This window comes from Pseudomonas cedrina subsp. cedrina (assembly GCF_001983175.1).
GTDB classification, from domain to species: Bacteria; Pseudomonadota; Gammaproteobacteria; order Pseudomonadales; family Pseudomonadaceae; genus Aquipseudomonas; species Aquipseudomonas cedrina.
In genome coordinates, this window is record NZ_MNPW01000011.1 from 15,730 (window position 1) to 41,828 (window position 26,099).

Genomic DNA, 26,099 nt, shown 5'->3' on the forward strand with positions numbered 1-26,099 from the left:
GGGCTACTAAACCCGATCACTGAATTGTCAGCGACCGAGCCACCTTAGAGACGCCCACTCAAGCGCACAAGCCGGCGGATTCTGACCCAACTGTAGGCAATGCGGCAAGGTGCGCAAGCTTGATGTAGGACATGTCTTAGGTCGTCCTACATGGCGCGGCAGTTACCAAGCTCTGCCTCACGACCCGCTGGAAATACTCACCCTCAACAGAGTCAGGATCTTGACCCGGTCCAAGTCACCGTTATGCGCAGGTCCGGTTACAGATTCTTTTTCGCCGTCATGCACTCAGACCAATCCAGCCGTTGATACCTACGTACATGCCCACGCCAATAATCAACAGGCTGGAGAGGTAAGGCGCTCGGCGGGCCACCTTGCTCAGCCATGGCCAACGGTTGGAGGCTTGCCGCGCACCGATGGCGGCGGCAGCGCCCACCGTCACCAGCGTCAACGCCAGCCCAAGGCTAAAGCACAGCACCAGCACCGCACCGAGATTGACGGCCTTAACCTGCAGGCACAGCAACAGGACAGTGATTGCGGCCGGACAAGGAATCAGGCCACCGGTCAGGCCGAAGACGATAATCTGGCCCGTGGTGACCTCGCGGTTGGTAAAGCGTTTGCGGATGTCGCTGGCGTGCGCTTGTTCGTGGGCGTCCCGATAACCCTCGTCGCCAAGCGCCAGCGGCGGATGACTGTGGCCGTGACTGTGTTCTGCAGAGTCCATGTTGTGGTCATGGCTGTGAGCGGTGTGCGAGGTGTTCACTCGTTGTGTTTCATCATGGGCGTGATGGTGGTGAGCGACTTCCAAACGGAACATCCGCTCACCACGCCAGGTACGCCAAAGCATCCATAGTGCAATGGCAATAATCAGCGCGGCCGAGGCAAGCTGAAAGTAAGGTTCGGTGGTTTCGGCATCAAGGCCACGACCGAGGTACATCCCCCCCAGCGCGACCAACCAGACCACCGCAGTGTGAGAGATCGTTGCGGCCAGGCCGAGCAGGACGGCCTGCTTCACCGAGCCACGAATCGCTACGATAAACGCCGCCATCATGGTCTTGGAGTGGCCAGGTTCCAGCCCATGCAAAGCGCCTAACAGGATGGCGCTCGGGAAATACAGCCACGCGTGTGCGCCGCCTTGTTGCAGCAGTTCTGCGAAATTCGGCATGTCGACCTACAGGTATTTAGTGATTTGCTTGAAGGCTTCAAGGGGCGCGCGCTCGCCTTTGTTCAAAGCGTCGACGGTGTCCTCCAGGCAGTGATCAATGTGATCTTGAATCAGCGTGCGCTTGGCTTGGCAAATAGCTTTTTCTACCGCGTGCAGCTGTTGCGCGATATCGACGCACTCCCGGCCCTCTTCGATCATGGTGATGATGCTGCGCAAGTGCCCATCCGCTCGTTTCAGGCGCTTGATGATGGCGTCATGACTCTGGTGGAGATGGTCATGGCCATGCGTGTGTTCGGTCATGCTTGGGCCTCTTTGAGCAATGGATTGCGCAAGGATCTTATCCCCCCGGGGGGGATATAGTCAAAGGCTATTATTTTCTTCAGGCGAGGCGGTTTTTGAGCGCATCGAGAACGAACGTGTTCGCGATGGTAGGCGTCTCTAGTGGCAATCGTTCTGGCTCCAGCCTTTTATGCCGCGTGGGTTGGGCATACCTATTCAGCCTTGAACACGCTAAGGTTGCCTTCGATTCAATGTGCAGAAATAACGGGTTTGCACAGCAGGATTCAGCTAAACAATCGTGGAGGTAAGAGGGTGGGTAAAAAGCAGATTGCAGAGGTCGGTCAAAATGTTGAAACGTCGATTTGGCAAGCGGCTAAATGGCTGAATAAACCGAGCCTTTGCCAAACCTATCCTGACCACTCTCTGGAAGTCTTTACTGACTTGCAAACCGATTTTTGGCGTGAAACCCACTACGGATTCGTTCGAGACAGCGGACATTTCTTGGGATTTGAAACCACTGGGGGCTTTACCGCTCAAGTGAGAATTAACGCCGAATTCCACGAGCTATATGATCAAGCGGGAATTATGGTCAGGCTTAATGAACAAACCTGGCTCAAGGCCGGGATTGAATATAACGATGGCAGGCCCATGATTAGTAGCGTGCTGACACAGGGCAAGTCGGACTGGGCGACTGGCTGCTTTGCTGGCGACCCTAACGATTTTTGGCTTCGTCTGACCGTTTCCGATGGGGTACTGCGCTTGCAATATTCAACAGAGGGTATGACTTGGCCATTGCTCAGGCTTGCACCCTTTCCAGAGGCGCAAAGCTATACGGTGGGCCCTATGTGCTGTACACCGCAGCGACAGGGGTTGAGGGTAAGGTTTTCTGAATGGTCTTTGAGCCAGCCTCTCGGGCGAGACCTGCATGATTTGAGCTAGCCTGTAGGTCGGGCAGGCCAATCCTGTAGATGAACAGGCCCCACGGTTAGCCTCTTACGCTATGCAAACATCGAGAAGCGCTCTCTACCCGCAGAGGGAGCCGGATTTACTTAGGCCGAAAGAATCGCCGAGTCGGTGTAAGGAGGGTCACAACGCCTCGGCGAGCTGTCAGGTCCGCAGTCGGATTCGACTGAAAGAAGATCATTTGAATATCAAGGGAGAACGCGTTGCGCTGTCGCCGGGTATGTCGGTGACGGCGAAGGTCAAGACGGATCAGCGTCGGGTGCTGGATTACTGAGCCCTTAGCAGCATGTTCAGGAGAGTTTGAGAGAGCGCTAGGCGGACCATTTTCATTGATGGTGTTCGGTCTGGCGCGGCTCGAACCGTCTTAGGTTCAAGGTCCTCACTTTTCGCTGGAGTGCTCTGTGCAGCTAAAACTGAAAATACTTCTCACTGCGATACTTCTTACAACTATTCCACTTATAGGGAGCGCTGCAGAGCCATGTACTTTTGGAAGTGACGCTCGCGGAAACAAGTTATCTTTTAAATTTAATTTTTCCGAGGAGGACTGCCAGCGAGTTTTTACTCGAGATGGTAGTACGTTGACACTTTCCGTTCAATACCCGGAAATGCGCTTAGTCAAGGAAATAGTATTAGATGGTGAATTGATAAGTTTGCGTAGGAGCCCTATTGATCCTGAGCGATATGACCAAGATAGGGTGATCGAAGGGCGTAAGCCAGACAGACACATAGACGATATAGCCGTTTATGTTATCGGCTCATCGGATGTATATCGTTTTCGAGGCAAAGACGGTGTCATCGTTTTTGTCAGCGATTGGGGTAATACCTACGTGGCGACACGTCTGTTCGCGCCCGATATTTCTATCTCTTACCAGTACTCTTCAAATCATAAAAACGTTAAGGACATGGATGCTGCTGTTCTGTTTTTCTCGAGAGACATCTGATTCGCAGAGGTATTGGCGGGGGATCTAATGAAACTTAAGATACTAGTTTATATAACCTGTTTTTTTGGCGTGCTGATAACGAGCGGCTGCAGCTTGATAGTGCCGCGGTCACAGTCAAGTTGGGATGCTGATGCTGGCGCATCAACGAATAACGTTTTATCGTGTGCTGAAGAAACAGTTCGTGAACTATCGTTGACCAATGCTAGGTGGTCGAAAAATGTCACACGTTTGGATTTGCAGAATGGCGTCTTAGAAACAAATAATTACCCTGATGAGAATATTGCTGGCTTGCGGGTTCGCGTTGTATTTACCACAAACTCTCGGCGTATCAAATTGTACGTTAAAGGCAGCGGCCCATATTATAAAGACTTAGGGGTTGAGGCCGCCATGGGTAACTTCCGTGAACGTATGAAAAGCTGTTTGGCTATGCCGCGTTGACTTCGTCATAGGTTTTGATGAGTTTTTGATGGTTGGACGCCTCTGAAATCGTGAGGCCTTAAAATCAACAGCGTGCTCACCGGTGGCGCTGGTATTGATACGGCCATCTATGAAGGCGCACCCGCCGGCGTGGTGGACCTGGCTAAAAGGTAACGATTTGCGCGTGCAGTTGTTGGGAAGTGACACCAACATCACCGTGCAGGGCTGGTATGACAACTCCGTCAGCCGGCTGGACAGGATCGCCCTTGGTGGAAGCCATACGGACTATCTCCTGGGGACGCAGGTTGACCAGTTGGTACAGGCAATGGCGGGTTTCAGTGGCAGTCATCCCGGATTTGATCCGAAGGCATCGGGCGTTATCTCAGATGCTTCGTTGCTGGCAACGTTGAGCAGTAGTTGGTTGACGAGTCCTGCGGCTTAAACATCAGATCTTAGACGCGGTTGGCGCAGCAACCGCGTCGCGCTTGATCCTAAGCATTGTGGCCGAAAGGTCAGCCTCCAGCTCCATCACCCTCCCGCGCCATCAATTTGTCCACCAACAACACCCCCAACTCACTCAACTGGTGAATCGCCAACGCCACGTCTCGCTGTTTTCCTGTCAGATCATCCGACAGGTCAAGCAACAACGCGGTCACTGAAGAGAAGGTTTCATAGCTATTGGCAATCAGCATTTCACTGCTGGCATCGTCCGCAACGCTGAACAGCGTTGTCGAGGGTGGGGGAGGTGGCTTTGGCGGTTCGGTGCCGGTGTTGAGGTAATGATCAATTGCACGATGCGCCGCCTGATTCAATTTCAGGTCGGGATCGTTTGGAGGGTTGGGCGTGACTTTGTACATATACGAAATTCCCCTTTAGGGCCGACACCGCTTCGCTACTAAACGAAAGGGTGGCAGCTGTACGCAGGTTAGTAGACCGGGGAATTCCGCAAAGCCGGCGCACCCGAAGGTGCCCTGCGCACAGCCGCCATCAAGCACAGACGGGAAGTCTGGAGGATGACGCTTGTGCACCAAGCGGAAATTACACCTCGGGCTACTAAACCCGATCACTGATTTGTCAGCGACCGAGCCACCTTAGAGACGCCCACTCAAGCGCACAAGCCGGCGGATTCTGACGTAACTGTAGGCAATGCGGCAAGGTGCGCAAGCTCGGTGTAGGACATGTCTCAGGCTGTCCTACACAGCGCTCAATGCTGAAAATTCCCTGTAGTGAGCGGGCTTGCCCCGCGCTGGGCTGCGAAGCGGCCCTAAACCAGGCGACCGGGATTTATCTGGGACACCGCGGCGTCTTTATCGGGGCCGCTTCGCAGCCCAGCGCGGGGCAAGCCCGCTCACTACAAGTGATTACGCAGGATGTGATCGGTCTGCCAGTCACGCCTGCGCGGAAAACCGCTGCGCTGCGCGTCGCTCCAAGATGGCGTCTTCCGTCTCGCGTGTGGCCCGCTCGCCTTTGTAGGACAACTGAGTAAAAAACACCGCATCCTTGAATTCCGCTGGAACCATGGTGCGCGTGTCTTTGAATAAGGGCGCCAGGTCAATGGTGGTGGCGAAGTTTTCCTTGGTCAGGCTGTAGAAGCCCATGTAGCTGCCCGACCATGGTGAATCGGCGTCCACCAGATCGATGGAGGCATCGCGATAAGTCACCGCCGCCGCTTTGAGGCCAAGGGATTTGTTGAGCAGGTCGGTGAGTCGCTGGGTGTCCGAGCTGCTGAGCTGGCCGGCGGTATCGAGCACCTTGAGCTTGCCGTCGGCCTCAACCGTGAAGCCATACTTTTTACTGGCAAGGTCGGGAGCGCTGCTCGACAGCGTCGCCTGGAATGCCTGGAAAGAGGCTTTCAGCACACCGTGCGCGCTGGCGGCCAGCTCGGCAAATCGAGGGAAGTCCGGCGATTGGGAGCGACCGATCCAGGTGTCGACGGCCTCCAGCGGTTCTACCGTGGCGCTGGCGTCTTCACTGGGATGGTAGATCACCGCGGGCGCCGCATTTGCCAGGGCATCCTTGCCTGTATCGGTCATCGTCTGGGACTCAAGCTTCTGGTCAGAAGGCGTGAGGCGAGTGTTGGCCGGCGGGATGTAGGTAGAGCTGACGGGCGATAGCATTTAATCAGTCCTTGATTCGCGGGGTTTCCTACAGGTTATCGACGGGTGTGGAGCAAGCTTTAGGTCAGTCGATGGCCTTCGGCTTGCTGGCTGGCCAGGGGAATCACCCACACGGCCGCAATCGATTCCAGGGGGTGTAAAACCTGTCCATGTGCTCAAGTATGGGCAACTCAAGGCGATAACTGACTACACACCCTCAGATTACCCCGCCATGATCCTTCGAAAATTGAACCTCGCCTCACGCTCTGCCCTGTGCTTCGGTTTTTTCTGCGTGATGATCATTGCAATTGGATTGCTTGCTCTGCGCCAAGCCGGCCGTCTCAATGCCGCGGAGCAATACGTCGAGACCAATGTCCTGCCCAGCGTCAAATTGCTCGGGCAACTGGATCGAGAGTTCGTAGGCATCAGGGGTAATAACGCTCGGTTGCGCAACCCTCTTGAACCTGAGGATCGCAGGACGAAAGCACTCAGCGATATCCAGCTGTCTCGGCAGTTGATCGACACTTATCTGCAATCCTTGGGCGCGCTGATCGTGACCCCCCAAGGCCGGGAAGCGTATCAGGCGTTTGTACAAGCACAACGTGGCTATAACGCTGCGCAGGATATTTATCTGGCATCAATTGCGGCCGGGCAACTTGAGACTGCAGTGGCAATATCCAATGGCCAAATGAAAGATGCCGCCCAGGCGGTGGAAAAAACGATCGCCAGTTTGGTAGCCGTCAACGATGGCAAAGCCAGAAAAGCCGGCGCCGACGCTAAGGATACTTATCAGCAAACACTGTTGATTGTCGGCCTCTTTATCGCTGTCGCCGTGGCGACTTCGTTGCTGCTCGCGCTGATGTACACCCGCAGTCTTACTCGGCCCATTGGCGAGTCGCTGGAAATTGCCGAGCGTATCGCGGCAAATGATTTAAGTAAGGACATCAAGCTCGAAGGTACCGACGAAGCCGCTCGGTTGATCAAGGCATTAGCGCTCATGCAACAAAACCTGCGCCAGGCGCTGACGTTGATTGGTGACTCATCCACGCAGTTGGCTGCGACGTGTGAAGAAATGCATGCAGTCACCGAGGGTGCTTCGCGGACCATCCAGCGCCAGAGCCACGAGATTGAAATGGCCGCCACTGCGGTGACCGAAATGAGCGCCGCTGTGGAGGAGGTTGCGAGCAATGCAACTTCTACTTCCGAGCTGACCGCGCAATCGAGCTCTGCGGCGATCGCCGGATGTGCTCAAGTTGAAGACACCGTGACTGCGATCAATCTGATGGTCTCCAATGTTGAGTCCAGTTCCGCCGAGGTGAGATCCCTGGCCGTCATGGCTGCCGACATCAGCAAGGTCCTGGACGTGATTCGGGCCATTGCTGAACAAACCAATTTGCTCGCACTCAACGCGGCAATCGAAGCGGCCCGGGCGGGAGAAGCGGGTCGCGGCTTTGCGGTAGTGGCGGATGAAGTCAGGGCCTTGGCCCATCGCACTCAGCAATCTACCCAGGAAATCGAGAAAATGGTGGGCTCGATTCAGTCGGGTACCAACGGTGCGGTGTCCTCGATGAACCAGACCAGTGTCCAGGCCAATAAAACCTTGGAAATGGCCAATGGGGCGGGTGCGGTATTGGCGGCTATCACCGCCTCGTTGAACCAGATCAACGAGCGCAATCTCATGATTGCCACGGCATCAGAAGAACAAGCCCAGGTGGCGCGTGAAGTGGATCGAAATCTGGTGAGCATTCGCGACCTTTCCAGCGAAACATCCGTGGGGGCAAGCCAAACGGCCCTTGCCACTGCGGAGCTGACTAAACTCGCTTCCGGGTTGAACCGGTTGACCAAGCAGTTTCAAATTTAAGAGGGGCATTTTGAATTTCCCTCCTGCGGCTTCAAGAAACCGCGACCTGTCTTAACCTGCGACTCAACCCAGGCGTGTTACCCGTAACCCGCTTGAACGCCCGACTGAACGCCGCCTGAGAGGTATAGCCCAAACGCTGCGCCACCTCTTCAATCGGCAGCCTTTCCAGCGTCAGCCATTGGCTGGCAAGCCGCATTCGCACTTCGGTAACGTAGCGCAGCGGGGTCATGCCAATCGTCAGTTGAAAGCGCTCCGCAAACACCGAGCGGGACGTGTTGCATTGCTCCGCCAACTGCTCGACGGTCCAGTCGCGGCCGGGTTGCTGGTGCAGCGCCAGCAGCGCACCTGCCAGGCGTGGATCGCGCAGGGCGGCGACCAGGCCGGAGGCGTTGCCGCAGGCACACTCGACCCAGCCACGAACGACCATGGCGGCGACCACGTCGGCTAGTCGCGCGAGGATGCCGGCGAAGCCGACGCGTGCGGCGCTGACTTCGCGTTCCATGGTGCTGAGGATAGGCACGAGTCCGGGGTAACGCTGGCCGCCGGCATCAATCAGCATCAGGCCCGGCATCAGCTTGCCGAGCCCATGGAGGCTGCCTAATTCGAATTCCATGCAGCCACTGAACACAAGCGTGGTGGGCGTGGGGCCGGCATCGGCTCCGGTGTCCACCGCGCTGATGGTGTCGCCGAGGGGCTCGCCATTCAGGAGGTCGATGTCCTGAACAGGCGCGTCCGTATGCGAGAGCAGTTGATGAGCGGCACCATGGGAGATGAACACGGCGTTGCCGGCTGATAGCGCATAGGTTGTGCCGTCTTCCATCCGCAGCACCGCGTTGCCGACCGCCAGGAAGTGGAACCAGGCATGCCCAGGCTTGGCAGCGAAGCCCAGGCCGAAGGCCGGGCCCGCCTGGATACGCCGGTACTCGACACCGCGCAGGCGCATGCCGCGCAGTAGCTCGTTGATGAGATCGGAGGAGAGAGCAAAGTGATCTGTCGGCATTTTTCAGGTGTTTCAGTCAAGAAATCGAGGTTTTCGATCATAGATCATCCAGATCCTCGCGCCTAGACTGCGGGTCGCCATGAAGATTGGGAGATCCGTGCAATGACTGACCTTGTATGCAACGCCGTACCCGACAGCCGTCCTGGCGCCGGGCTGGAGGTAGAACCTGCAACCCCCGCGTGGATGGCCGTATTCTCGCTGGCCATGGGCGTGTTCGGCTTGCTGACCGCCGAGTACCTCCCGGCCAGCCTGTTGACGCCGATGGCGACTGAGCTGGGTGTGTCCGAAGCGCTGGCCGGCCAGGCGGTAACGATGACGGCCGTGGTGGCGCTGTTTGCCGGCTTGTTGGTGCCTGGCCTGACGCGCAGTATCGATCGCCGCTGGGTGCTGCTGGGGTTTTCCACCTTGATGATCGCCTCCAATCTGTTGGTGGCGATTTCCTCCAGTTTCGCCGTGCTGTTGGTGATGCGTATTTTGCTGGGCATCGCCCTGGGCGGGTTCTGGAGCATGGCGGCGGCGGTGGCGATGCGCTTGGTACCGGGTGCTTTGTTGCCGCGAGCGCTCTCGATCATTTTCAGTGGCATTGCCATCGGGACGGTGGTTGCGGTGCCGCTGGGCAGTTTTCTGGGCGGGCTCTATGGCTGGCGCAGCGCGTTCTTTGCTGCGGCGGCGGTGGGGGTGGTGACCCTGGCTTTCCAGTCGTTCACGCTGCCGAGCCTTGCGCCGCGTCGGCCGGCACGCCTGCGTACGGTGCTTGAGGTGTTGCAGCGGCCGGGCATCGCCGTGGGCATGTTGGGTTGTGTGCTGGTGCACAGCGGGCACTTCGCGATGTTCACTTATATTCGGCCTTTCCTCGAAGGGACGACCGGCATTGGGCCGCAAGGGCTGTCGCTGATGCTGCTGGGTTTTGGTGTGGCCAACTTTGTCGGCACGCTGGTAGCCGGCTGGCTGCTGCCTCGTCACCCGCTGGCCACCCTGGTGCTGATGCCCGCGCTGGTGGGCGTTGCGGCACTGGCGTTGGTCCTGTTGCCGGCCTCGGTACCGGGGCAGGCCGTTCTGTTGGCCGTTTGGGGCCTGGCCTTTGGTGGCGTGCCGGTGGCGTGGTCGAACTGGGTCGCCAGCGCGGTCCCTGACCAGGCGGAAAGCGCCGGAGGCATGGTGGTGGCGTCTGTGCAGTCGGCCATCGCCACAGGCGCGGCGGCTGGCGGTGCGATGTTCAGCTTCGGTGGCAGCGCAGGCGTATTTGTCGCAGCGGCCGTGCTGATGCTGCTGGCCGCGTTGCTGATTGCACTGTGTGTGCGGGTCCCTTCCGTCCATGGCGCTGCCCGGAGCAGGCCGGCGCTGCACCTCTGATCCAGCTCCCCAAGCCGCCGGTGCGCAGCTTGATTAAGCTTTGCTTCGGCGGCTTGGCTCAGGCCTTGTTTGGGTAGGCCGGTCGCTCGCCCAACCGCTCTACCAGCCTCACCAGATAACCGTCGGGATCCTGGACGATGAATTCGCGCTGGCCTACCTCAACATTTTCAGCCCGATACCAAGTGTCTTTGCAGGCTCGATAGAGTGGAAAACCCGCCTCATCAAGCTTGCAGAGGATGGGCGCAACCGCCTCGACATCAATCTGTAGGTTGATGCCTCTTCCAAACGGCTTGGCCAACGGCGCAGTCAGCCATTGACCCGCGTCGGGCTCAACCTGCTCAAGCATGATTTGGGCGCCATTCAAATCCAGGTAGGCAAACCCGTCTTCCGGGCGTTGATAAGCTATTTTGAAACCCAGGCAAGCAACCCAAAAAGCCAGGCTGTTATCCAGGTGGGTGTCCATTAACTCCGGAACCAGTTTGTTACGTTCGAACATAAGATGACTTCCATTTCACGAAATTTTCCGTCATGTTCCTGACCGAACTCAGGGGTTGGCTTTCAGCCGCCCCAGCACCGCCGTCCGTAGGCAACCCCAGGCGATGAAGCCAATAACCAGTACCTCGGCTACACCCATCAGCACATTGAATGAAAAAGTGAGCGGTTGTTCGGCCCAGTAGAACGTCGTATACCCCGAGCGAAACCCGTTGATCCGAAGTCGTCCACTGAACACCGCGGGCACCAATGCAACAACTTGGGTCAGCTCCAGCACTGCCAGGAAAGCACCCAGCAAGGTGAGCAGGGCGCGTAGGGGGATGCCGAGTTTTTCAGAGGGTTCAACCGCAGGCGCGGGGCCTTTGGCTTTGCGCAACCTGGCGCTCTTGGCGGGCGACGGGGCAGGGCGATAAGGTGCCGGCTTGCCGACGGCCGATCCGATGACGACCTCGGTGGGCACGGCGACGTTCAAGTAGTCGGCCAGCGCCTGCAGCCACGCATCGGTGCGCTTGCTTCCCGGCACCACCGGCACGTTATCGGTGGTCAAGCGCTGTTCGCTGCCGTCGCGCATCACCAGCCATAGCTGGGTGTAGGCGGGCTCGGCCTGTTCGCGGCGGCGAAGTTCGAGGGCGCGCGGTGTGTCGATTCTGAAGACCGACACGATACGTTCGCGACGCCCGAAAAAGTTTTGCGTGCGGCACTTGCCTTCACCGTCGAGGCGCGACAACAACAACGACTCGCGCATGCCCATGTACACCATCAGCGACAGGCCCAGGGCAGGCATCAGGAGCAGCGCGAGCACTAACAACAGGGTCGACAGTGGGTCCAGGTCCGCCAGTTGTGATTGCCATTCGGTGAGCCAGAATCCCACGCATGCCACCGGCAGGGTAAAGGCGATTGCGCCGACCAGCAGCACGACCATGCTCTGCACCCGATTGCATGAGTGGATGTGCAGGTCACCGTTGGCGGTGAGTTCGAAGCGGTGCCCAATTAGCATGCCGGGGTCTCTATGCACTGGCTTCAAGGCCGGCGCGCAGGCCGGGGTCGAGGTTGATGCTGCGCAGGATACCTTAAGCCGGGCCCGCCGCGATTGTCCTCGATTAGATTGAACACCCGAAAACCCAGGCCGCCTAACCCTGACAGGCCACTTGACTGCATCGTCAGATGCAAGGGGCGTTTACCTGGCTGCGACCGACCATGCGCGACAACGCATGCGCCGTCGCAGGCTTCAAAAGGGGGTTTCAATGATCGAGGATTTCGCAGGTTTTTTCACCACGTACACCCTTCTGGGTATTTCGCTGGCCAGTTGGGCCCTGGCGGTTTGCGCCGCTGCGCTCAGCTACTTACTGGCAAGAACAGCCATTCGTTTTGTTTTTCGCAAGGTCCAGGCCAGGGCAAGCGTCGACAATGGTCATCTGAGTTATATCGCCAGCCAAGTGCTGTCGGCGACCAGCACCACATTACTGCTATTGGCGTCGATCCTGGTCGGGATTGGTCTGCTGGATCTGCCGGAGCGCTGGCTTGGCCGGGTCAGCAGCCTGTGGTTTGTGGTGGCGGCGTTGCAGATCGGCCTGTGGGCCAACCGCGCCTTGGCGCTTGGGTTGCACCGCTATTTTTCTCGGCACAGCGCCACTGGGACGTTTCAAGCGAGCGCCCTGGCCACCCTGAGTCTGTGGGGCGTCAGGGTGTTGTTATGGGCGGTGATCCTGCTCGCGATGCTGTCGAATCTGGGCGTCAATATCACTGCGTTTGTCGCCAGCCTCGGCGTGGGCGGTATCGCGGTGGCGCTGGCGGTGCAGAACATTCTGGGCGATGTGTTCGCCTCGCTGTCCATTGCGGTCGACAAACCCTTTGAAGTCGGCGACTTCATCGTGGTGGGCACGCTCGCCGGTACGGTTGAGCATGTCGGCCTCAAGACCACGCGCATTCGCAGCCTGGGTGGCGAGCAGATAGTCATGGCCAACGCCGACATGATCGGCAGCACCATCCAGAACTACAAGCGGCTGCAGGAGCGGCGGATCGTGTTCGAATTTCGCCTGACCTACGACTGCTCCACCGAACAGATCCGGCAGGTGACACAACGGGTGCAAGACATTATCAAAGGTGAAGAACTGGCCAGGTTCGACCGCTGTCATTTCAGGAGTTTTGGTGAGAGCGCGCTGGAGTTCGAAACCGTCTATATCGTTCTGGACGCGAGCTATAACGTCTATATGGATGTGCAGCAACGGATCAACCTGAGCATCATGGAAGCGGTGGCCGAACTGGGTGCTTGCTTTGCATTCCCGTCGCGCACCGTCCATGTGGCTTCGCTGCCAGAGGCGGCGGCAGCGCCTTCGCGGACGCAGGTTTCATCGCGTGTGGAGCATGCCTGATGTGACTGACGAACCGGCTGCGAAGGCGGCGGCAAGGCTGGCATCTCATTGCCTGACCCACCGCTTTCGCAGCCTCGCTAAAGCTCGACAGCTCCCACAGGAGACTTACCGAATATTCTTGTCCAGAAACGCCCGAATGACCGGAATGATCTCCTGGCCATGCGTCTCCAGCGCAAAGTGCCCAGTGTCATAAAACCGAATATCCGCTTCTGGAATATCGCGCTTCCAGGCCTCGGCCCCGGCCGGCAGGAAGAACGGATCATTCTTGCCCCACACCGCCAGCAACGGCGGCTGGTACTGGCGGAAGTACGCCTGGAACGCCGGGTACATCGCTACGTTCGAGGCGTAGTCCAACACCAGGTCGAGCTGGATTTCGGCATTGCCTGGCCGGGATATCTGCAAGCCTTCCAGCGTGTAGCCATCGGGCGAGACCGAGCTTTTGTCGGCCACACCCTCAAGGTATTGCCACTTGATCGAGGCCGGGGTCGGGAAGTCATGCAGGGCTTCACGATTCTGCTGGGTGGGCGCATGCCAATAACGTTGGATAGGCACCCAGCCGGTACCCAAGCCTTCTTCATACGCGTTGCCGTTCTGGGAAATGATCGCGGTCACGCGTTCGGGGTGGGCGACGGCCAGGCGCCAGCCAACAGGAGCGCCGTAGTCGTGGACCATCAGTGCGTATTTATTGAGTTTGAGCTGTTCGGTGAACTCACCGATGGTCTTTGCCAATTGGCTGAAGGTGTAGGCGTATTCGCCGCGCGGCGGAGCTTCGGTGTAGCCGAAGGCCGGCAGGTCCGGCGCGATCACGTGGTAACGGTCGGCGAGTGCAGGCATGAGGTCGCGGAACATGAAGGACGAGCCGGCGAAGCCGTGCAGCAGCAGGACGGTCGGCGCGTCCGGGTTGCCTGCCTCACGGTAGAAGACCTTCACGTCGCCGACCTGCGCATGGCGGTAATGCACCGGGTTGTCTGCGGCGGACGCACCGCTGATCAGCAGGGAGGCGGTGAGCCCGGCAGCGGCAATGGATTTGGATGAGGTCATGATGTGCTTCCTATGTAACCGTTTAAGTGGTGGTTTGAAGGTTATGCTTGAGTCTGGTAACCTGTCAAACATATTTTCATTAGTTACAGGCTGCCCATGAATCCGATCAGCACTGCCCCAGGCGCACTTTTTCTGGCTGACAACCTGGCGCTCGACTTCATCAATACGCAGTACGGTGTGGGTGATCAGCGCCATGACTGCTTTATTGATGACCAAGGCGTCATGAGCTGGCTGACACAGGCGGGGCTGTTGCGCGAGCACGCCGGCCCGACGTCGCCGCCCGGGCTGCTGGCCCTCGCGCGTGAGCTGCGCGCGTGTGCAAGTGCTGTGGTGAAGGCTGCAATGACCGGCGGTCCTGCCGATCTCACGGTGATCAACCAGGTGCTTGAAGCGGGGCGCCCGGTAAGCAGGCTGGAATGGGCGGCGGATACAGCGGCGTTGCGCATTGCCACCCAGCCCAAAGACAGCAGTGCGGCCAGCCTGCTCTGGCCGGTGGCCGACGCCTTGGCCAGCCTGGTCACGCACGACAAGTTCGAGTTCGTGCGCCAATGCGAGGCCCATGATTGCGTGCTGCTGTTCCACGACTTGAGCAAGTCACACCGCCGCCGCTGGTGCAGCATGGCGACCTGCGGCAATCGGATGAAGGTGGCGGCTTTTCGTGCCAGGCACAAACTTTAGAAGGCAAGCGCATTAGACTGCGCCAACCTTCACAACCGCTGCGGCGCGGCCACTGACAAAAACCGGACGCCAGGTGCTGCCTGCTTGCGCAAACAACTCGAGGCGACCGGCTGGGATGAAGCGCATGCGACTGGCTACAGCCGTGACTCGTTAGATTACGGCATTACACCAGCGCAGCTGCGGTGGTGGGTTCGCCGTCCACCACCACGTTATAAGGCGCTTGCTCGCGATCACGCAGGCCGTAATCTCGAATTACCGAGGTCACGCGCACGCGGTAGTCATCGAAGATTTTGTCGCGCCCGGCGCGTTGGGCCGACAGGTGCGCCGTCACGTTGCGCCACTGCACCACGGCTTCCTCATCGCGCCAGGTGGTGACCGACATCACCTTCTTGGGGTTCAGCGTGCTTTGAAAGCATTCGACGGAGATGAACCCTTCCATGGGTTCAAGCAATGGGGTCAGCTTGTTGACCAGGTCGACATAGGTCTCGCCCTGGCCTGGCAGGGCTTGCAATTCAAACAAAACAACGATCATTTTTGGACTCCTCATCCTTGACGGTACTGCTCAGGTGGTTCTACACGGTGCACAGGCGGGGAGCGGTTGCCCCAACCGCTTCAGTGTTTTATCGGGTTGCCCAGGTTGTTCAACCACGCCCGCATGACGTCACCCGCCGCGCGGGTCAGGCGGTCGCCGAGGCGCAGGGCTTCGCTGCGCAACGCAACAGGGTCGATGCCCGTTTGTGCCAGTTCGCTGGCATGGCCGACCAGCCATTGCTCGATGTTCGCGGTATCTGCTTCGAGGTGAAATTGCAGGCCCAGAATCGTGTTGCCCACGGCGAACGCCTGATGGGCACCCACCTGGGTGCTGGCCAGCAGCAAAGCGCCTTCGGGCACATCGAACTGGTCGCCGTGCCAGTGCAGCACAGGGGTGTCCATCAATGCGGCGAGCGGCGATGCTTGCCCGGCAGGGGTCAGGGTCAGCGGTGAAAAACCGATCTCCTTGACCCCCATCGGATAAACGTCGGCGTGCATGGCTCGGGCGATCAGTTGCGCGCCCAGGCAGATGCCCAGCAGAGGGTTGCCGGACGCCACGCGCTGGCGCACCAGGTTGAGTTCGTCATGCAGAAACGGATACAGCTGCTCATCATGGGCCCCAATAGGACCGCCGAGCACGATCAGCAAGTCGGCCTGCAACACCTGCTCGCTGTAAATGACGTCCACCGTGGGGTCCAGGTAAATCAGCGTATAGCCTTCTTCGGCCAGAACGGTATCCAGGGTGCCAACGTCTTCAAAATGAATGTGGCGCAGTGCAATGGCAGTTTTCATGGAAACACTCAACGGTTAAAAAAGGACGGTTAGGGTTCAAGCCGTGGGGGTGAGGTCGACCTTGATCGTCCCCGACCGCGGGAAGGTGCAGCAGGCGAGGGCGTAGCCTTCGTCCTTGTCCTTGTCCGTCAGGCAGAAGTCGGGCTCAAGGGTGTAGTGACCCTCCGACACCTTCAGCCGGCAGTGCCCACAGATACCCGCGCGGCAAAGGCTGCGCACTTGGATACCGCTGGTTTCGAGCATCTCCAGCAAGCTCTTGCCGGCGGCTGGCTCCAGTATTTGATCGTTGTGGTTCAAGTACAGGCGCAGCGTCGTGTCGGTCGGGGCCTCGGCCGGTGCGGCCGGTGGCGTGAACGACTCGATCAGCAAGCGGCTGGCGGGGAACATGGCCAACATGTACTCGCGCATGCCCTGGGCGAAGCCATGGCTGCCACAGATCACCACCCGCTCGGGGTCACCCAACCGGCTCAGGTCCTGGGCGTGGGGACGACCGGCGCGCAAATGCCCGTTGCTGTTAACCGCTTCGCGGGTGACGAACACCTGCAAGGAGAACCACGAGGTGGTCAGCTCAAGCTCCAGCAGCTCGTGCAGGAAAGGGATCTCGGCGAGTGTCGGGACACACAGCAGCAGGCTCACATCGGGCACCGCCAATGTGCGTCGCGCGCGCTCGGCCAGGCCGCGCAGCAATGCAATCGGCAAAGTGATGCCGATGCCGCCAGCGAGCATGCCGACCTGTCGGCAACCCAGCACCGACGCCAGCGAAATATCACCCGCCACAAACTGCACCGAGATGCTCGAGCCGGCTTGCAGCGTAGCGTGCAATTGGTCCGAGACCCCGCCATGGCCTTCGCGCCTGACCGCAATGTCGAACCGGTCGGCGCCGCGCTTGCGCGTGATCGAATAAAGCCGCTGGTGAGGTGTGCCCGCCATGTCTGCGGCGTGCAGGGCCACGTGTTTGCCAGCTTCCAGGCTGTCTAGGAATTCGGCGGATGCGCCCAGCACGCGAAGGGCGAAGACTTTTACGTTGGCGGTTTCAACGCTCACGTGTTCGCACAGTGCCTGAAGAGACGTCAAGGTATTCATGCGCTGACCTTCTCGCCCAGGGTTTCGATGGCATACGCGGCACTGCAGAGGCCGTTGCCGGTCAAGCCAATCCGATCTATCAGGGCTTCGAGCGAGTCGGTATAAACGCCGATTTCGTTGTTGTCGCCCACGTCATGCAGGATCTCGCCGGCGTGAGGGAAATCCAGCATCGCAAACACACTGGACCAGGCGCCCATTTCGTTGTTGGCGAACATCTGCACCGTGCGCAGGATGATCGAGCGCAGGTACTCGCGTTCCTTGCGGCCCAGGCCACGGACGATGTCGGACGCGACGAAGCTGAAGACGCTGGAGTGGCTCCACTCGTCCATGGCGTGGGTACGCGTGACCTCATGGCACACCGCCTGGATGCTGCTGTCTTCGGCCATGGTCTTGAGGTAATCGGTGATCAGCGTTTCGCTGGCGCATGCGACACCGAAGCGGGTCAGGCGGCGCTCCCATTCGGCGGTGCAGTTGGCCAGCAGGGCCTGGCGCCAGGTCACCAGGTTGAAAGTACTGAAATCCAGCGGGGTCAGTTTGCGCATGTCATAGATATAGTTGCAGGCCATGATCGACATGCGCGTGTGCAGGGCTTCGTCGAGCAATGCCTGGGACATCACATCCTGCAGCAGGGCGCGGTTGTTGCTCGGCGGCGGAGTCTTGATGATGTCCTCGCAGGCAGGCACGACCACATCGCATTCAATGTAGATGGTCTTGAGGTTGTAGATGCCCCAGGCGTAGGACAGGCATTTGGATTGCAGGCCCTGGGGGGCTTCGAGCCAGGCCTGGTGGTCACGAAACGGTAGCAGGGACAGGCTGAAGTCGTGCTTGTCGGCATCGAAGGCCAGACCCCGGTAGTTCGGTTGCGGGTTGTTGACGGCGGCGCGGGTTTTCCAGAGCGTGGAGAGTTTGGCCAACATGTTTTCTACCGCGTCATCGGTACCACAGTTCAAACGTTCCATGTTTTAACTCCAAGGAAATCAGCGATTGGTGTTTGGGTTTACCGTGCAGTCCTTGCAAAAATAACGGGCCCGCACAAGCGGGAGTGCAGCGTGATAAATGCGGGACGGAGCCCTTCAAGTCTGCGGCAAAAAAGCGCCAGTGTTATTGCGCCAGATCACTTGAATGCCACCTGTGGCGCCATGAAACCTGTGTGATGAGCGTGGCAAAACCGGCGCAGAGCTTAATAAGGCGACGGTCTTGCGCGGTAGTCCATTGCCGGTGAATCTGCCAGACCACTTTGATGGGCTGTACTTTCTCCGCGCCTGCCCGTGCAGCCCGTGTGGCGGTGGAGTCGAGCGCAGTGGTCTGCAACGCAGAAGCGAACTGGTATGACTGGCCGCTGCGCGGGCGGCTAGGGTAGGGCGATGTTTTATCGGATGTTTACACAGGGAGTGACCATGCCGCATTTCGCTTATCGAGAGGGCCATGCGCTGCCAGGGGTCAGTGGCGTTGCGCTGCCCCAGGTGGACGCTGAGGTGTGGCGCGCCATCGACGCTGAGCGCCAGCGTCAGATGCGGTCCATCGAACTGATTGCCGCCGAAAATGTAGTCAGTCGTGCGGTGCTCGAGGCCCAGGGGTCGGTACTGACTAACAAATATGCCGAAGGCTATCCAGGGCGTCGTTATTACGCCGGTTGCTGCAATGTCGATGCGATTGAAGCACTCGGCATCGAGCGGGCCAGGCAGTTGTTCAACTGTGCCTATGCCAACCTGCAACCCCATTCGGGCAGCCAGGCCAACCAGGCCGTGTTTCTGGCTTTGCTGGCACCCGGGGACAAGATCCTCGGCCTGGACCTCAAGTCCGGCGGGCACCTGTCCCATGGTGCGGCGTTCAATTTGTCCGGGCGCTGGTTCCAGGCCCTCAGCTATGGCGTGCACTCGGGAACCCATCGGGTCGACATGGATCAGGTCGAGCGGATCGCCCGGCAAGAACGCCCGCGGCTGATCATCGCAGGGGCATCGGCGTATTCACGGGCGTTGGACTTCGCGCGGTTTCGTGCGATTGCCGATGAGGTGGGTGCGTTCCTGATGGCCGACATCGCCCATGTCGCCGGGCTCGTCGCGGGTGGGGCGTATCCGTCGCCGGTGCCGTTCGCCCACGTCACGACCCTGAGCACCCATGCCACGTTGCGCGGCCCGCGCGGCGGGATGATCCTGAGCAACGAGCAGGCCATTGCGCAGAAGATCAACGCGGCGGTGTTCCCCGGCCTGCAGGGCGCCGCACTGATGCACACCCTCGCGGCCAAGGCCGTGGCGCTGGGTGAGGCACTGCAACCGGCGTTCAGCGTTTATGCCCACGCGGTGGTCGCCAATGCCCAGGCGTTGTGCGGCCGTCTGGCGGAAGGGGGACTGTCTGTGGTGTCGGGCGGCACCGACTGTCACCTGGGGGTGATCGACCTGCGGCCCTGGGGGCTGGTGGGGAATGTTGCCGAGCGTGCGCTGGAGGCAATCGGCATTACCGTCAATAAAAACGTGGTGCCCGGCGACGAGGTCAAGCCCACCGTGACGTCCGGTATACGTCTGGGCAGTGCGGCGTGCACATCACGTGGCATGGGCGTGGATGAATTCAGGGAGATCGGCGACATGATTCTGGCCATGCTGGGTGGCGTGCGCAGTGGTGCCCTCGACGCCCGCACTGAATGCTCGATTCGTGAAGGCATCAGCGACCTGACCAAGCGTTTCAGATTGCCGTATTAACCGTCCGTGGTTTTCGAAGGAGTTCCAATGCCCGGCATCATCCCGACTGGCCGACTGAAGGCCACTTGCAAATCACGGTCCGGGCCGACTGTCGTTGCCCAGCCGCAACCGGTCATCACGGTATACCCCAGCCCGCCCAGGCGTGCGCTGCTGGCCGCCCGGGCCCTGTACCTGTTGATGAACTACGCGCTGGGCCATTAGATTTTCAGGGCATTGGACAGGCGCAACATGGCGGCTTCGATTTCATACGCAGTCAGGGAGGAGTAGCCCAGCAGCCAGCCCTGTTGCTTCGGCTCGCCTGCGTACAAACCGCTGAGGCCCGACAGTTGCACGCCAGCGGCGGCGGCCTGACGGATGGTTTTTTCCTCGGTCCATCCGGCCTTGAGCACACAGGGAATCTGCAACCCGCCCGGCGGAAGCTCGGCAGTCACCACCGCGCTCAAGTACTTGCCGATGGCCTCGTGCATGATCGAGCGTCGTCCGGCATACAGCTTGCGCATGGCGCGCACATGCGCATTGTAGTGGCCGTCTTCCATGAAGCGCGCCAGGGTCAGTTGCAGGGTTTGCGGGGTGTGGCCATCCATCATGCTGCGCGCATAGGCAAAAGGCTTGACCAGCTCGGGGGGCAGCACCATGTACCCCATGCGCAGCCCGGGGTAAAGGGTCTTGCTGAACGTGCCGATGTAGAGCGTGCGCTGGTACTTGTCCAGGCCTTGCACGCACGCCGTGGGTTGCCCGTCGTAATGGAACTCGCTGTCGTAGTCATCCTCGATGATCCACTTGCCTTTTTGCGCCGCCCAATTGATCAATTCAAGACGCCGCTCCAGCGGCAACGTCGCGCCGGTGGGGTATTGGTGCGAGGGCGTGACATACACGCAATGGGCGCCGCTGCGGTCGGCGTACAGCAGGTCGGTGCGGATGCCGCACTCGTCGACATCAATCGGCAGCACCTTGGTTTCGGCAATTTCGAAGGCCTTGCGCGCGCCGTAATAGCCGGGGTTTTCCAGCAGGATCGGCTTGCCGGCGTCCACCAGCAACTGCGCGCACAAGTACAGCGCCTGACGCGTACTGCTCAAGACCAGCACTTGGTCGGGGGAGCATTTGGCGCCGCGCTCCAGGTTCAGGTAGGTGGCAATGGCTTTGCGCAGTGGCTCGGCCCCTTGTGGGTCGCCATGCAGCAGCACGTTCGCGCGATAGTCCTTCATGACCTGACGCTGCAAACGCTCCCAGACATCCGTCGGGAAGCTGCGGGTTTCCGGCAGGCCGGTGGCGAATGCCTTGATTACTTGCTGATCGCGCACGCCGCCAGTGTCGAAGATCATCCGCCCGCGTTGGCTTAGTTCGGCGCCCGGCGCAGCAACGCTGCTCCTGGCTTCCTGAGCCTTTGGGCGTCGGCGGCCTGCGCCGCGCAATTGAACGCCCACTGTGTCGCAGACGTAACTGCCGGCGCCTTCGCGACGCACGATAAATCCATCCCGATGCAACTGCACATAGGCGTTCTCAACGGTGTCGCGGGCGCAGCCCAGTGACTTGGACAGCACTCGCGTGGCGGGCAGTTTCAAGCCCGGGCCCAGGGCGCCATCGAGGATCAGCGCACGCAGCGCGCGCTGGATCCGCTGGTGCAGATCCAGCAGCTCAAACTCAACGTCATTGAGGCGCATCTTCAGGGTTTCCAGCTCGAAGGTTTTTGCCATGCGGTCTGCTCTACTTCCATGGATTGGCAGGTATTGGCAGGCCAGTCTATCCGTAGACTCTGGCCCTCGCCACCCCAGGCATTACCTCGGTGATTCGATCTGGGGCGAGCGTTCATGAACAGGAGTTACTCGACATGGCTCGGTCACACAACTTCAGCGCAGGCCCCACCGCGGTGCCGTTGGATGTTCTCACGCAGGCGCATGAGGAGTTTTTCGATTTTGCCGGCACCGGTATGTCCGTGATGGAAATCAGCCACCGTTCACAGGTGTTCATGACGGTGGCCCGCGAGGCCGAGCGAGACCTGCGCGACATCCTCGGGGTGCCACCCGCCTACAAAGTGCTGTTCCTGCAAGGAGGCGCCTCGTTGCAGTTTGCGCAAGTGCCAATGAACCTGATCGGCGACAAACGCTCGGCGGACTACTTGCACACCGGCCTCTGGTCGGGCAAGGCGATCGAGGCTGGGCGGCGTTACTGCGACGTGCGCGTGGTTGCCAGTGCCCACGCATCCGGGTTCGACCGCGTCCCTCCCGCCTCGGAGTGGCGCCTGGACCCCAACGCCGCGTACTTGCACTACACCGAGAATGAAACCGTGCACGGGGTGCAGTTCACCGACACGCCCACGAGCGAAACGCCGTTAGTGTGCGATGCCTGTTCAAGCCTGCTGTCCAAGCCGATCGACATCGCCCGGCATGGGCTGGTGTATGCCGCCGCGCAGAAAAACATGGGCGTGGCCGGGTTGACGGTGGTCATCGTCGACCCGGCGCTTCTGGAACGCTCCCATGCCTTCACCCCGGACATTCTCAACTACGCGCGCATCAGTGACGCGCAGTCGATGCTCAATACTCCGGCGACGTTCCCCTGGTACCTCACCGGCCTGACGCTCAAGTGGATCAAGCACAGTGGCGGCCTGCAGGTCCTGCACCAGCGCAACCAGGCCAAGGCACGAATGCTGTACCGCGCGATTGATGGGAGTGACGGGTTTTATCGCAACCCTGTGCAGTTACCGTACCGCTCTATCAACAACGTGCCCTTCCGGCTGGCCGAAGCGGCGCTGGAGAAGGTTTTTTTGCGGCGCGCCGAGCAGGCAGGCCTCAATGGTCTCAAGGGCCACGCCAGCGTCGGTGGCCTGCGCGCCAGCCTCTACAACGCCGTGTCGGTGCAGGCGGTACAAGCGTTGTGCGACTTCATGAACACGTTTGCCCGCGAGCATGGCTGAGCCGACCGCGAAAAGTGGTCTGGTCTGCTGCGTTAAAGCGTAGGGGTAGAACGTGCCATTCAACGGCTATAAATGACCGCTTATCCGCGGCCCGATACATCGCCCAGCAAGGAGCCAAGGCTTTATGTCATCTACTCAATCCCTCTCGTCCCTGCGTCTGCGGGACCTGCTGCACCCGGTAGTCGCCGGGCTGATTTCGGTGATCGTCAATTACGGCGGCACCTTCATCCTGGTGTTTCAGGCTGCCAAGGTCGCAGGGCTCAGCCCTGGTTTGACGGCGTCGTGGGTCTGGTCAGTGTCGATCGGTGTCGGGGTGACCGGGCTATTGCTCAGTTGGGTGAGCCGCGAGCCGATCATCACCGCCTGGTCAACACCGGCAGCGGCCTTTTTGATCGTCGCCTTGGCGACCACCCCCTACGCCGAGGCCATCGGGGCGTACATGATTTCGGCGGCAGCGTTCGTGCTGCTGGGTGTGTCCGGCTATTTCGAGAAAGCCGTTCGCTTGATCCCGCCCGGTGTGGCGGCAGGCTTGTTGGGCGGCATCCTGCTGCAGTTCGGCATCGGTGCGTTCGCCAGCATGAGCATCGACCCGCTGTTGGTCGGGGTGTTGATCGGCGCCTATATCCTGTTCAAGCGCCTGAATGCGCGCTACGCAGTGGTCGGCATTCTGGTGCTCGGGCTTGGCTTTCTGCTGATGCAGGGGCGCGTGGACTTCTCGGGTCTGGCGCTGGAGTTCGCGACCCCGGTGTTCACCCGCCCTGAGTTCTCGGTCAATGCGTTGCTGAGCGTGGCGTTGCCGCTGTTTCTAATCACGCTCACCGGGCAATACATGCCCGGCATGCTGGTGCTGCGCAATGATGGTTTCAGCACCCGTGCCAACCCGATCCTCAGCGTGACCGGGCTGGGTTCTCTGCTGATGGCGCCGTTCGGTTCCCATGCCTTCAACCTTGCGGCGATCACTGCCGCCATCTGCACCGGCAAGGAAGCCTCTGAAGACCCGTCCAAGCGCTGGATCGCCGGCGTGGCTGCGGGCGTGTTCTACATTCTGGTGGGGGTTTTCGGCGTAACCCTGGCGGCGGTGTTCATGGCCTTCCCGGCAACGTTTATCACCACCCTGGCCGGGCTGGCTCTGTTGGGCACCCTCGGCGCCAGCCTGGCCAATGCCATGGCAGAGGTGAAATCGCGAGAGGCGTCGCTGATCACTTTTCTGGCGTGCGCGGCCAATATCACGCTGCTGGGCATTGGTGGCGCGTTCTGGGGCCTGGTCATCGGCCTGGCGGCCTACGCCGTACTCAATGGGCAGTGGCCGCGTCGTGAAAACGCGACTGCCCGGCAGGCCGAGCCGGTGGCAATGCCCAGCAAAGGAGCGGCTAACTGATGCCTGGTCAAATCGAAGACCTCACTGCACTGCACGCGCGCCATGGCCGTTACCCCCAGGCCGACAGCGTCGAAGATTTCCGTCGCAACCTGGCTGCCGTGCAGCGACGCATTGTCGAGGCGTGCCGCCGGGTGGGGCGTGACCCGGCCGAGGTGCGGCTGCTGCCGGTCAGCAAGACCTTCGATGAAGCTCACCTGCGTCTGGCCTATGCCGCCGGTTGCCGCCTGCTGGGCGAGAACAAAGTGCAGGAAGCCCAGCGCAAGTGGCAAGCCATGACCGATCTGCAAGACCTGCAATGGTCTGTGATCGGTCACCTGCAGACCAACAAGGCCAAGCAGGTGGCGCGCTTCGCCAGCGAGTTCCAGGCACTTGACAGCCTGCGGGTGGCCGAGGCGCTGGATAGCCGCCTGCGTATCGAAGGTCGGCAGATGGACGTATTCGTGCAGGTCAATACTTCCGGCGAAGCCAGCAAGTACGGGCTCGCACCCGTTGACGTGGCGGCTTTCGTGGCGGCCATGCCGGCGTTCCCGACACTGCGGGTGCGTGGGTTGATGACGCTGGCGCTGTTTTCGGCCGACGTGGGTCGAGTGCGCCCGTGCTTCGTTCGGCTGCATGAATTGCGCGACCGCCTGCTTCAGAACGTTCCTGACGGGGTGTCGCTGCAGGCGCTGTCGATGGGCATGTCGGGTGATTTCGAAATCGCCATTGAAGAGGGCGCGACCGTGGTGCGCGTCGGACAGGCGATCTTCGGCGCCCGCGCCATGCCGGATGCGTACTACTGGCCGACCGCCGATACCCGCCCCCTCCGTGAAGACACGTTGTTGTCGATCACTCCCAGCCGTTGACCCCTCTACAGGAAGGCCCGCAATGTCCGCTGCACCTGCTTACCTCATGCACACCTCAGCCCGGCAACCGGTTTCGTTCAGTCGGGGTCAAGGCGCTTCGCTGTGGGACACCGAGGGCGTTGAATACCTGGATGCCATCGCCGGAGTGGCGGTGACAAGCCTGGGGCATGCCAACCTCGAAATCGCGGCGGCCATCGCCGAGCAGACCACGCTGTTACTGCACACGACCAACCTGTTTCGCATCCCCTGGCAGGAGCAATTGGGCGAACGGCTGTGCCTGCTCTCGGGCATGCAGCGGGCGTTCTTCTGCAACTCCGGGGCGGAGGCCAACGAAGCCGCGCTCAAACTGGCGCGCCTGCACGCCAACGCCCGTCAGGTGGCTCAGCCGCAAGTGCTGGTGATGGACAACAGCTTTCACGGGCGCACCCTGGCGACCCTCGCGGCCACCGGCAACCCCGCCGTGCACCACGGCTTCGAGCCCTTGATGCCGGGCTTTGTGCGAGTACCGTACGACGACATCGAGGCGGTTCGCCGGGTTGCGGCGCAATCGCCCGGTATCGTCGCCGTGCTCGTCGAGCCGGTACAGGGGGAGGGGGGCGTGCACGCCGCCTCTGCGGGTTACCTGCAGGCGTTGCGTCAACTGTGCGACGAACACGATTGGCTGATGATGATCGATGAAGTGCAGACTGGCCTTGGCCGCACCGGTACCTGGTTCGGCTTTGAGCACGCGGGTATCGCGCCGGACGTCATTACCCTGGCCAAAGCGCTGGGCAACGGTTTTCCCATTGGCGCGTGCCTGGCACGGGGCAAGGCCGCCGAGCTGTTTTCCCCCGGTCACCATGCGTCCACGTTCGGCGGTAACCCGCTGGCGTGCCGCGTGGGCTGCACGGTGCTCGACATCATGCAGCGCGATCACATTCCGCAACGCGCTGCCGCTTCTGGCCAGCGCTTGTTGGCGGCCTTGAAACGGGCGCTGGGCAACCACCCTGAGGTGGTGTCGGTTCGCGGCGTCGGCTTGATGATCGGCATCGAGCTCAATCGTGCGTGCGCCGAATTGGTCGGCCGGGCCCGTGAAGAACAGCGTCTGCTGATCACCGTCACGCGGGGTACCACCGTGCGCCTGTTGCCGCCGCTGATCTGCGATGACGCGCAAATCGATGACATTGCCGCGCGCATCACGCGCCTGCTGTCACCCGCCGCTTGATTTC

General features: G+C 60.2%; 26 protein-coding genes. 13 read left to right on the forward strand and 13 right to left on the reverse strand.

The features are described 5' to 3' along the window. Nucleotides 1-277 precede the first annotated feature (277 nt). Nucleotides 278-1,162, reverse strand: coding sequence for a nickel/cobalt efflux protein RcnA (locus BLL36_RS21675; RefSeq protein WP_076953394.1), 885 nt, complete (start codon nt 1,160-1,162; stop codon nt 278-280). A gap of 6 nt (nt 1,163-1,168) precedes the next feature. Further along, nucleotides 1,169-1,462, reverse strand: a complete 294-nt coding sequence (locus BLL36_RS21680) for a metal-sensing transcriptional repressor (RefSeq protein ID WP_076953396.1) — start codon at nt 1,460-1,462, stop codon at nt 1,169-1,171. Between the two features lie 339 nt (nt 1,463-1,801). Here BLL36_RS21680 and BLL36_RS21685 point away from each other — a divergent pair, with 339 nt between their 5' ends. From BLL36_RS21685 to BLL36_RS21695, 3 genes are all read left to right on the forward strand, one after another. Further along, nucleotides 1,802-2,380: a DUF1349 domain-containing protein gene (locus tag BLL36_RS21685; protein WP_394329498.1), complete on the forward strand. Its 579-nt coding sequence runs from the start codon at nt 1,802-1,804 to the stop codon at nt 2,378-2,380. A gap of 425 nt (nt 2,381-2,805) precedes the next feature. Then, nucleotides 2,806-3,345, forward strand: coding sequence for a hypothetical protein (locus tag BLL36_RS30695; protein WP_130926002.1), 540 nt, complete (start codon nt 2,806-2,808; stop codon nt 3,343-3,345). A gap of 547 nt (nt 3,346-3,892) precedes the next feature. After that, a complete protein-coding gene (locus BLL36_RS21695; RefSeq protein WP_076953402.1) occupies nt 3,893-4,204 on the forward strand; it encodes a hypothetical protein in 312 nt (103 codons plus the stop codon). A gap of 70 nt (nt 4,205-4,274) precedes the next feature. On the opposite strand, the gene BLL36_RS21700 is transcribed toward BLL36_RS21695, so the two are convergent. Both BLL36_RS21700 and BLL36_RS21705 read right to left on the reverse strand, forming a co-directional pair. Further along, a complete protein-coding gene (locus BLL36_RS21700) occupies nt 4,275-4,619 on the reverse strand; it encodes a DUF6124 family protein (RefSeq protein ID WP_076953404.1) in 345 nt (114 codons plus the stop codon). Nucleotides 4,620-5,150: 531 nt separating this feature from the next. Further along, nucleotides 5,151-5,879: a hypothetical protein gene (locus tag BLL36_RS21705; protein WP_076953406.1), complete on the reverse strand. Its 729-nt coding sequence runs from the start codon at nt 5,877-5,879 to the stop codon at nt 5,151-5,153. A gap of 211 nt (nt 5,880-6,090) precedes the next feature. Here BLL36_RS21705 and BLL36_RS21710 point away from each other — a divergent pair, with 211 nt between their 5' ends. After that, nucleotides 6,091-7,719, forward strand: a complete 1,629-nt coding sequence (locus BLL36_RS21710) for a methyl-accepting chemotaxis protein (RefSeq protein ID WP_076953408.1) — start codon at nt 6,091-6,093, stop codon at nt 7,717-7,719. 31 nt (nt 7,720-7,750) lie between these two features. Here BLL36_RS21710 and BLL36_RS21715 read toward each other — a convergent pair whose 3' ends face one another. Further along, nucleotides 7,751-8,719 (reverse strand): AraC family transcriptional regulator, encoded by a 969-nt coding sequence (locus BLL36_RS21715; protein WP_076953410.1) that lies wholly within the window; start codon nt 8,717-8,719, stop codon nt 7,751-7,753. A gap of 102 nt (nt 8,720-8,821) precedes the next feature. On the opposite strand from BLL36_RS21715, the gene BLL36_RS21720 reads away from it, so the two are divergent. Continuing rightward, entirely contained in the window at nt 8,822-10,072 is a 1,251-nt protein-coding gene (locus BLL36_RS21720; protein WP_076953411.1) for an MFS transporter, read from the forward strand. Nucleotides 10,073-10,130: 58 nt separating this feature from the next. On the opposite strand, the gene BLL36_RS21725 is transcribed toward BLL36_RS21720, so the two are convergent. Continuing rightward, complete coding sequence (locus tag BLL36_RS21725; protein WP_076953413.1) at nt 10,131-10,568, reverse strand: bleomycin resistance protein; 438 nt, start codon at nt 10,566-10,568, stop codon at nt 10,131-10,133. Nucleotides 10,569-10,616: 48 nt separating this feature from the next. Further along, on the reverse strand, nt 10,617-11,561 hold the full coding sequence (locus BLL36_RS21730; protein WP_076953415.1) for a hypothetical protein: 945 nt from the start codon (nt 11,559-11,561) through the stop codon (nt 10,617-10,619). 247 nt (nt 11,562-11,808) lie between these two features. Between BLL36_RS21730 and BLL36_RS21735 the strand changes: the two genes are divergently transcribed. Next, entirely contained in the window at nt 11,809-12,936 is a 1,128-nt protein-coding gene (locus BLL36_RS21735) for a mechanosensitive ion channel family protein (protein WP_076953417.1), read from the forward strand. Between the two features lie 105 nt (nt 12,937-13,041). On the opposite strand, the gene BLL36_RS21740 is transcribed toward BLL36_RS21735, so the two are convergent. Next, nucleotides 13,042-13,977: an alpha/beta fold hydrolase gene (locus BLL36_RS21740; RefSeq protein ID WP_076953419.1), complete on the reverse strand. Its 936-nt coding sequence runs from the start codon at nt 13,975-13,977 to the stop codon at nt 13,042-13,044. A gap of 96 nt (nt 13,978-14,073) precedes the next feature. Here BLL36_RS21740 and BLL36_RS21745 point away from each other — a divergent pair, with 96 nt between their 5' ends. Beyond that, nucleotides 14,074-14,655, forward strand: coding sequence for a CGNR zinc finger domain-containing protein (locus BLL36_RS21745; RefSeq protein WP_076953420.1), 582 nt, complete (start codon nt 14,074-14,076; stop codon nt 14,653-14,655). 163 nt (nt 14,656-14,818) lie between these two features. Here BLL36_RS21745 and BLL36_RS21750 read toward each other — a convergent pair whose 3' ends face one another. From BLL36_RS21750 to BLL36_RS21765, 4 genes are all read right to left on the reverse strand, one after another. Beyond that, nucleotides 14,819-15,187, reverse strand: a complete 369-nt coding sequence (locus BLL36_RS21750; RefSeq protein WP_076953422.1) for an antibiotic biosynthesis monooxygenase family protein — start codon at nt 15,185-15,187, stop codon at nt 14,819-14,821. Between the two features lie 80 nt (nt 15,188-15,267). Further along, a complete protein-coding gene (locus tag BLL36_RS21755; RefSeq protein ID WP_076953424.1) occupies nt 15,268-15,978 on the reverse strand; it encodes a glutamine amidotransferase in 711 nt (236 codons plus the stop codon). Nucleotides 15,979-16,014: 36 nt separating this feature from the next. Beyond that, entirely contained in the window at nt 16,015-17,061 is a 1,047-nt protein-coding gene (locus BLL36_RS21760; protein ID WP_076953426.1) for a 2Fe-2S iron-sulfur cluster-binding protein, read from the reverse strand. Further along, entirely contained in the window at nt 17,058-18,020 is a 963-nt protein-coding gene (locus tag BLL36_RS21765) for an AurF N-oxygenase family protein (RefSeq protein WP_076953428.1), read from the reverse strand. Before BLL36_RS21765 ends, BLL36_RS21760 begins: the two co-directional genes overlap by 4 nt. A gap of 438 nt (nt 18,021-18,458) precedes the next feature. Between BLL36_RS21765 and BLL36_RS21770 the strand changes: the two genes are divergently transcribed. Together BLL36_RS21770 and BLL36_RS31070 are read left to right on the forward strand one after the other, a co-directional pair. Then, the gene (locus BLL36_RS21770; RefSeq protein WP_076953430.1) at nt 18,459-19,757 is read left to right on the forward strand and encodes a serine hydroxymethyltransferase; all 1,299 of its coding nucleotides are present in this window, start codon (nt 18,459-18,461) and stop codon (nt 19,755-19,757) included. A 27-nt stretch (nt 19,758-19,784) separates the two neighbouring features. Continuing rightward, nucleotides 19,785-19,958 carry a hypothetical protein gene (locus tag BLL36_RS31070; protein WP_165448123.1) on the forward strand — a complete coding sequence of 58 codons (174 nt, stop codon included), beginning with the start codon at nt 19,785-19,787 and terminating at the stop codon, nt 19,956-19,958. Here BLL36_RS31070 and pdxR read toward each other — a convergent pair. After that, nucleotides 19,955-21,451: a MocR-like pyridoxine biosynthesis transcription factor PdxR gene (pdxR, locus tag BLL36_RS21775; RefSeq protein ID WP_076953432.1), complete on the reverse strand. Its 1,497-nt coding sequence runs from the start codon at nt 21,449-21,451 to the stop codon at nt 19,955-19,957. The genes BLL36_RS31070 and pdxR overlap by 4 nt on opposite strands. Nucleotides 21,452-21,585: 134 nt before the next feature. On the opposite strand from pdxR, the gene serC reads away from it, so the two are divergent. The 4 genes from serC to BLL36_RS21795 all read left to right on the forward strand — a co-directional run bounded on the left by serC (nt 21,586) and on the right by BLL36_RS21795 (nt 26,095). Next, on the forward strand, nt 21,586-22,668 hold the full coding sequence (gene serC, locus BLL36_RS21780) for a 3-phosphoserine/phosphohydroxythreonine transaminase (RefSeq protein WP_076953434.1): 1,083 nt from the start codon (nt 21,586-21,588) through the stop codon (nt 22,666-22,668). Nucleotides 22,669-22,792: 124 nt separating this feature from the next. Continuing rightward, nucleotides 22,793-24,046, forward strand: coding sequence for a benzoate/H(+) symporter BenE family transporter (locus tag BLL36_RS21785; protein ID WP_076953435.1), 1,254 nt, complete (start codon nt 22,793-22,795; stop codon nt 24,044-24,046). Then, nucleotides 24,046-24,891 carry a YggS family pyridoxal phosphate-dependent enzyme gene (locus tag BLL36_RS21790; protein WP_076953437.1) on the forward strand — a complete coding sequence of 282 codons (846 nt, stop codon included), beginning with the start codon at nt 24,046-24,048 and terminating at the stop codon, nt 24,889-24,891. The genes BLL36_RS21785 and BLL36_RS21790 overlap by 1 nt, the downstream gene beginning before the upstream one ends. Nucleotides 24,892-24,913: 22 nt before the next feature. Continuing rightward, nucleotides 24,914-26,095 (forward strand): aspartate aminotransferase family protein, encoded by a 1,182-nt coding sequence (locus BLL36_RS21795; RefSeq protein ID WP_076953439.1) that lies wholly within the window; start codon nt 24,914-24,916, stop codon nt 26,093-26,095. Nucleotides 26,096-26,099 lie beyond the last annotated feature (4 nt).

What these genes read in the sequence shown, in the direction of transcription:
- BLL36_RS21675 (WP_076953394.1), bottom strand. Translation starts at nt 1,162, where the DNA reads ATGCCGAATTTCGCAGAACTGCTGCAACAAGGCGGCGCACACGCGTGG.
- BLL36_RS21680 (WP_076953396.1), bottom strand. Translation starts at nt 1,462, where the DNA reads ATGACCGAACACACGCATGGCCATGACCATCTCCACCAGAGTCATGAC.
- BLL36_RS21695 (WP_076953402.1), top strand. Translation starts at nt 3,893, where the DNA reads ATGAAGGCGCACCCGCCGGCGTGGTGGACCTGGCTAAAAGGTAACGAT.
- BLL36_RS21700 (WP_076953404.1), bottom strand. Translation starts at nt 4,619, where the DNA reads ATGTACAAAGTCACGCCCAACCCTCCAAACGATCCCGACCTGAAATTG.
- BLL36_RS21705 (WP_076953406.1), bottom strand. Translation starts at nt 5,879, where the DNA reads ATGCTATCGCCCGTCAGCTCTACCTACATCCCGCCGGCCAACACTCGC.
- BLL36_RS21710 (WP_076953408.1), top strand. Translation starts at nt 6,091, where the DNA reads ATGATCCTTCGAAAATTGAACCTCGCCTCACGCTCTGCCCTGTGCTTC.
- BLL36_RS21715 (WP_076953410.1), bottom strand. Translation starts at nt 8,719, where the DNA reads ATGCCGACAGATCACTTTGCTCTCTCCTCCGATCTCATCAACGAGCTA.
- BLL36_RS21720 (WP_076953411.1), top strand. Translation starts at nt 8,822, where the DNA reads ATGACTGACCTTGTATGCAACGCCGTACCCGACAGCCGTCCTGGCGCC.
- BLL36_RS21725 (WP_076953413.1), bottom strand. Translation starts at nt 10,568, where the DNA reads ATGTTCGAACGTAACAAACTGGTTCCGGAGTTAATGGACACCCACCTG.
- BLL36_RS21730 (WP_076953415.1), bottom strand. Translation starts at nt 11,561, where the DNA reads ATGCTAATTGGGCACCGCTTCGAACTCACCGCCAACGGTGACCTGCAC.
- BLL36_RS21735 (WP_076953417.1), top strand. Translation starts at nt 11,809, where the DNA reads ATGATCGAGGATTTCGCAGGTTTTTTCACCACGTACACCCTTCTGGGT.
- BLL36_RS21740 (WP_076953419.1), bottom strand. Translation starts at nt 13,977, where the DNA reads ATGACCTCATCCAAATCCATTGCCGCTGCCGGGCTCACCGCCTCCCTG.
- BLL36_RS21745 (WP_076953420.1), top strand. Translation starts at nt 14,074, where the DNA reads ATGAATCCGATCAGCACTGCCCCAGGCGCACTTTTTCTGGCTGACAAC.
- BLL36_RS21750 (WP_076953422.1), bottom strand. Translation starts at nt 15,187, where the DNA reads ATGATCGTTGTTTTGTTTGAATTGCAAGCCCTGCCAGGCCAGGGCGAG.
- BLL36_RS21755 (WP_076953424.1), bottom strand. Translation starts at nt 15,978, where the DNA reads ATGAAAACTGCCATTGCACTGCGCCACATTCATTTTGAAGACGTTGGC.
- BLL36_RS21760 (WP_076953426.1), bottom strand. Translation starts at nt 17,061, where the DNA reads ATGAATACCTTGACGTCTCTTCAGGCACTGTGCGAACACGTGAGCGTT.
- BLL36_RS21765 (WP_076953428.1), bottom strand. Translation starts at nt 18,020, where the DNA reads ATGGAACGTTTGAACTGTGGTACCGATGACGCGGTAGAAAACATGTTG.
- BLL36_RS21770 (WP_076953430.1), top strand. Translation starts at nt 18,459, where the DNA reads ATGCCGCATTTCGCTTATCGAGAGGGCCATGCGCTGCCAGGGGTCAGT.
- BLL36_RS31070 (WP_165448123.1), top strand. Translation starts at nt 19,785, where the DNA reads ATGCCCGGCATCATCCCGACTGGCCGACTGAAGGCCACTTGCAAATCA.
- pdxR (WP_076953432.1), bottom strand. Translation starts at nt 21,451, where the DNA reads ATGGCAAAAACCTTCGAGCTGGAAACCCTGAAGATGCGCCTCAATGAC.
- serC (WP_076953434.1), top strand. Translation starts at nt 21,586, where the DNA reads ATGGCTCGGTCACACAACTTCAGCGCAGGCCCCACCGCGGTGCCGTTG.
- BLL36_RS21785 (WP_076953435.1), top strand. Translation starts at nt 22,793, where the DNA reads ATGTCATCTACTCAATCCCTCTCGTCCCTGCGTCTGCGGGACCTGCTG.
- BLL36_RS21790 (WP_076953437.1), top strand. Translation starts at nt 24,046, where the DNA reads ATGCCTGGTCAAATCGAAGACCTCACTGCACTGCACGCGCGCCATGGC.
- BLL36_RS21795 (WP_076953439.1), top strand. Translation starts at nt 24,914, where the DNA reads ATGTCCGCTGCACCTGCTTACCTCATGCACACCTCAGCCCGGCAACCG.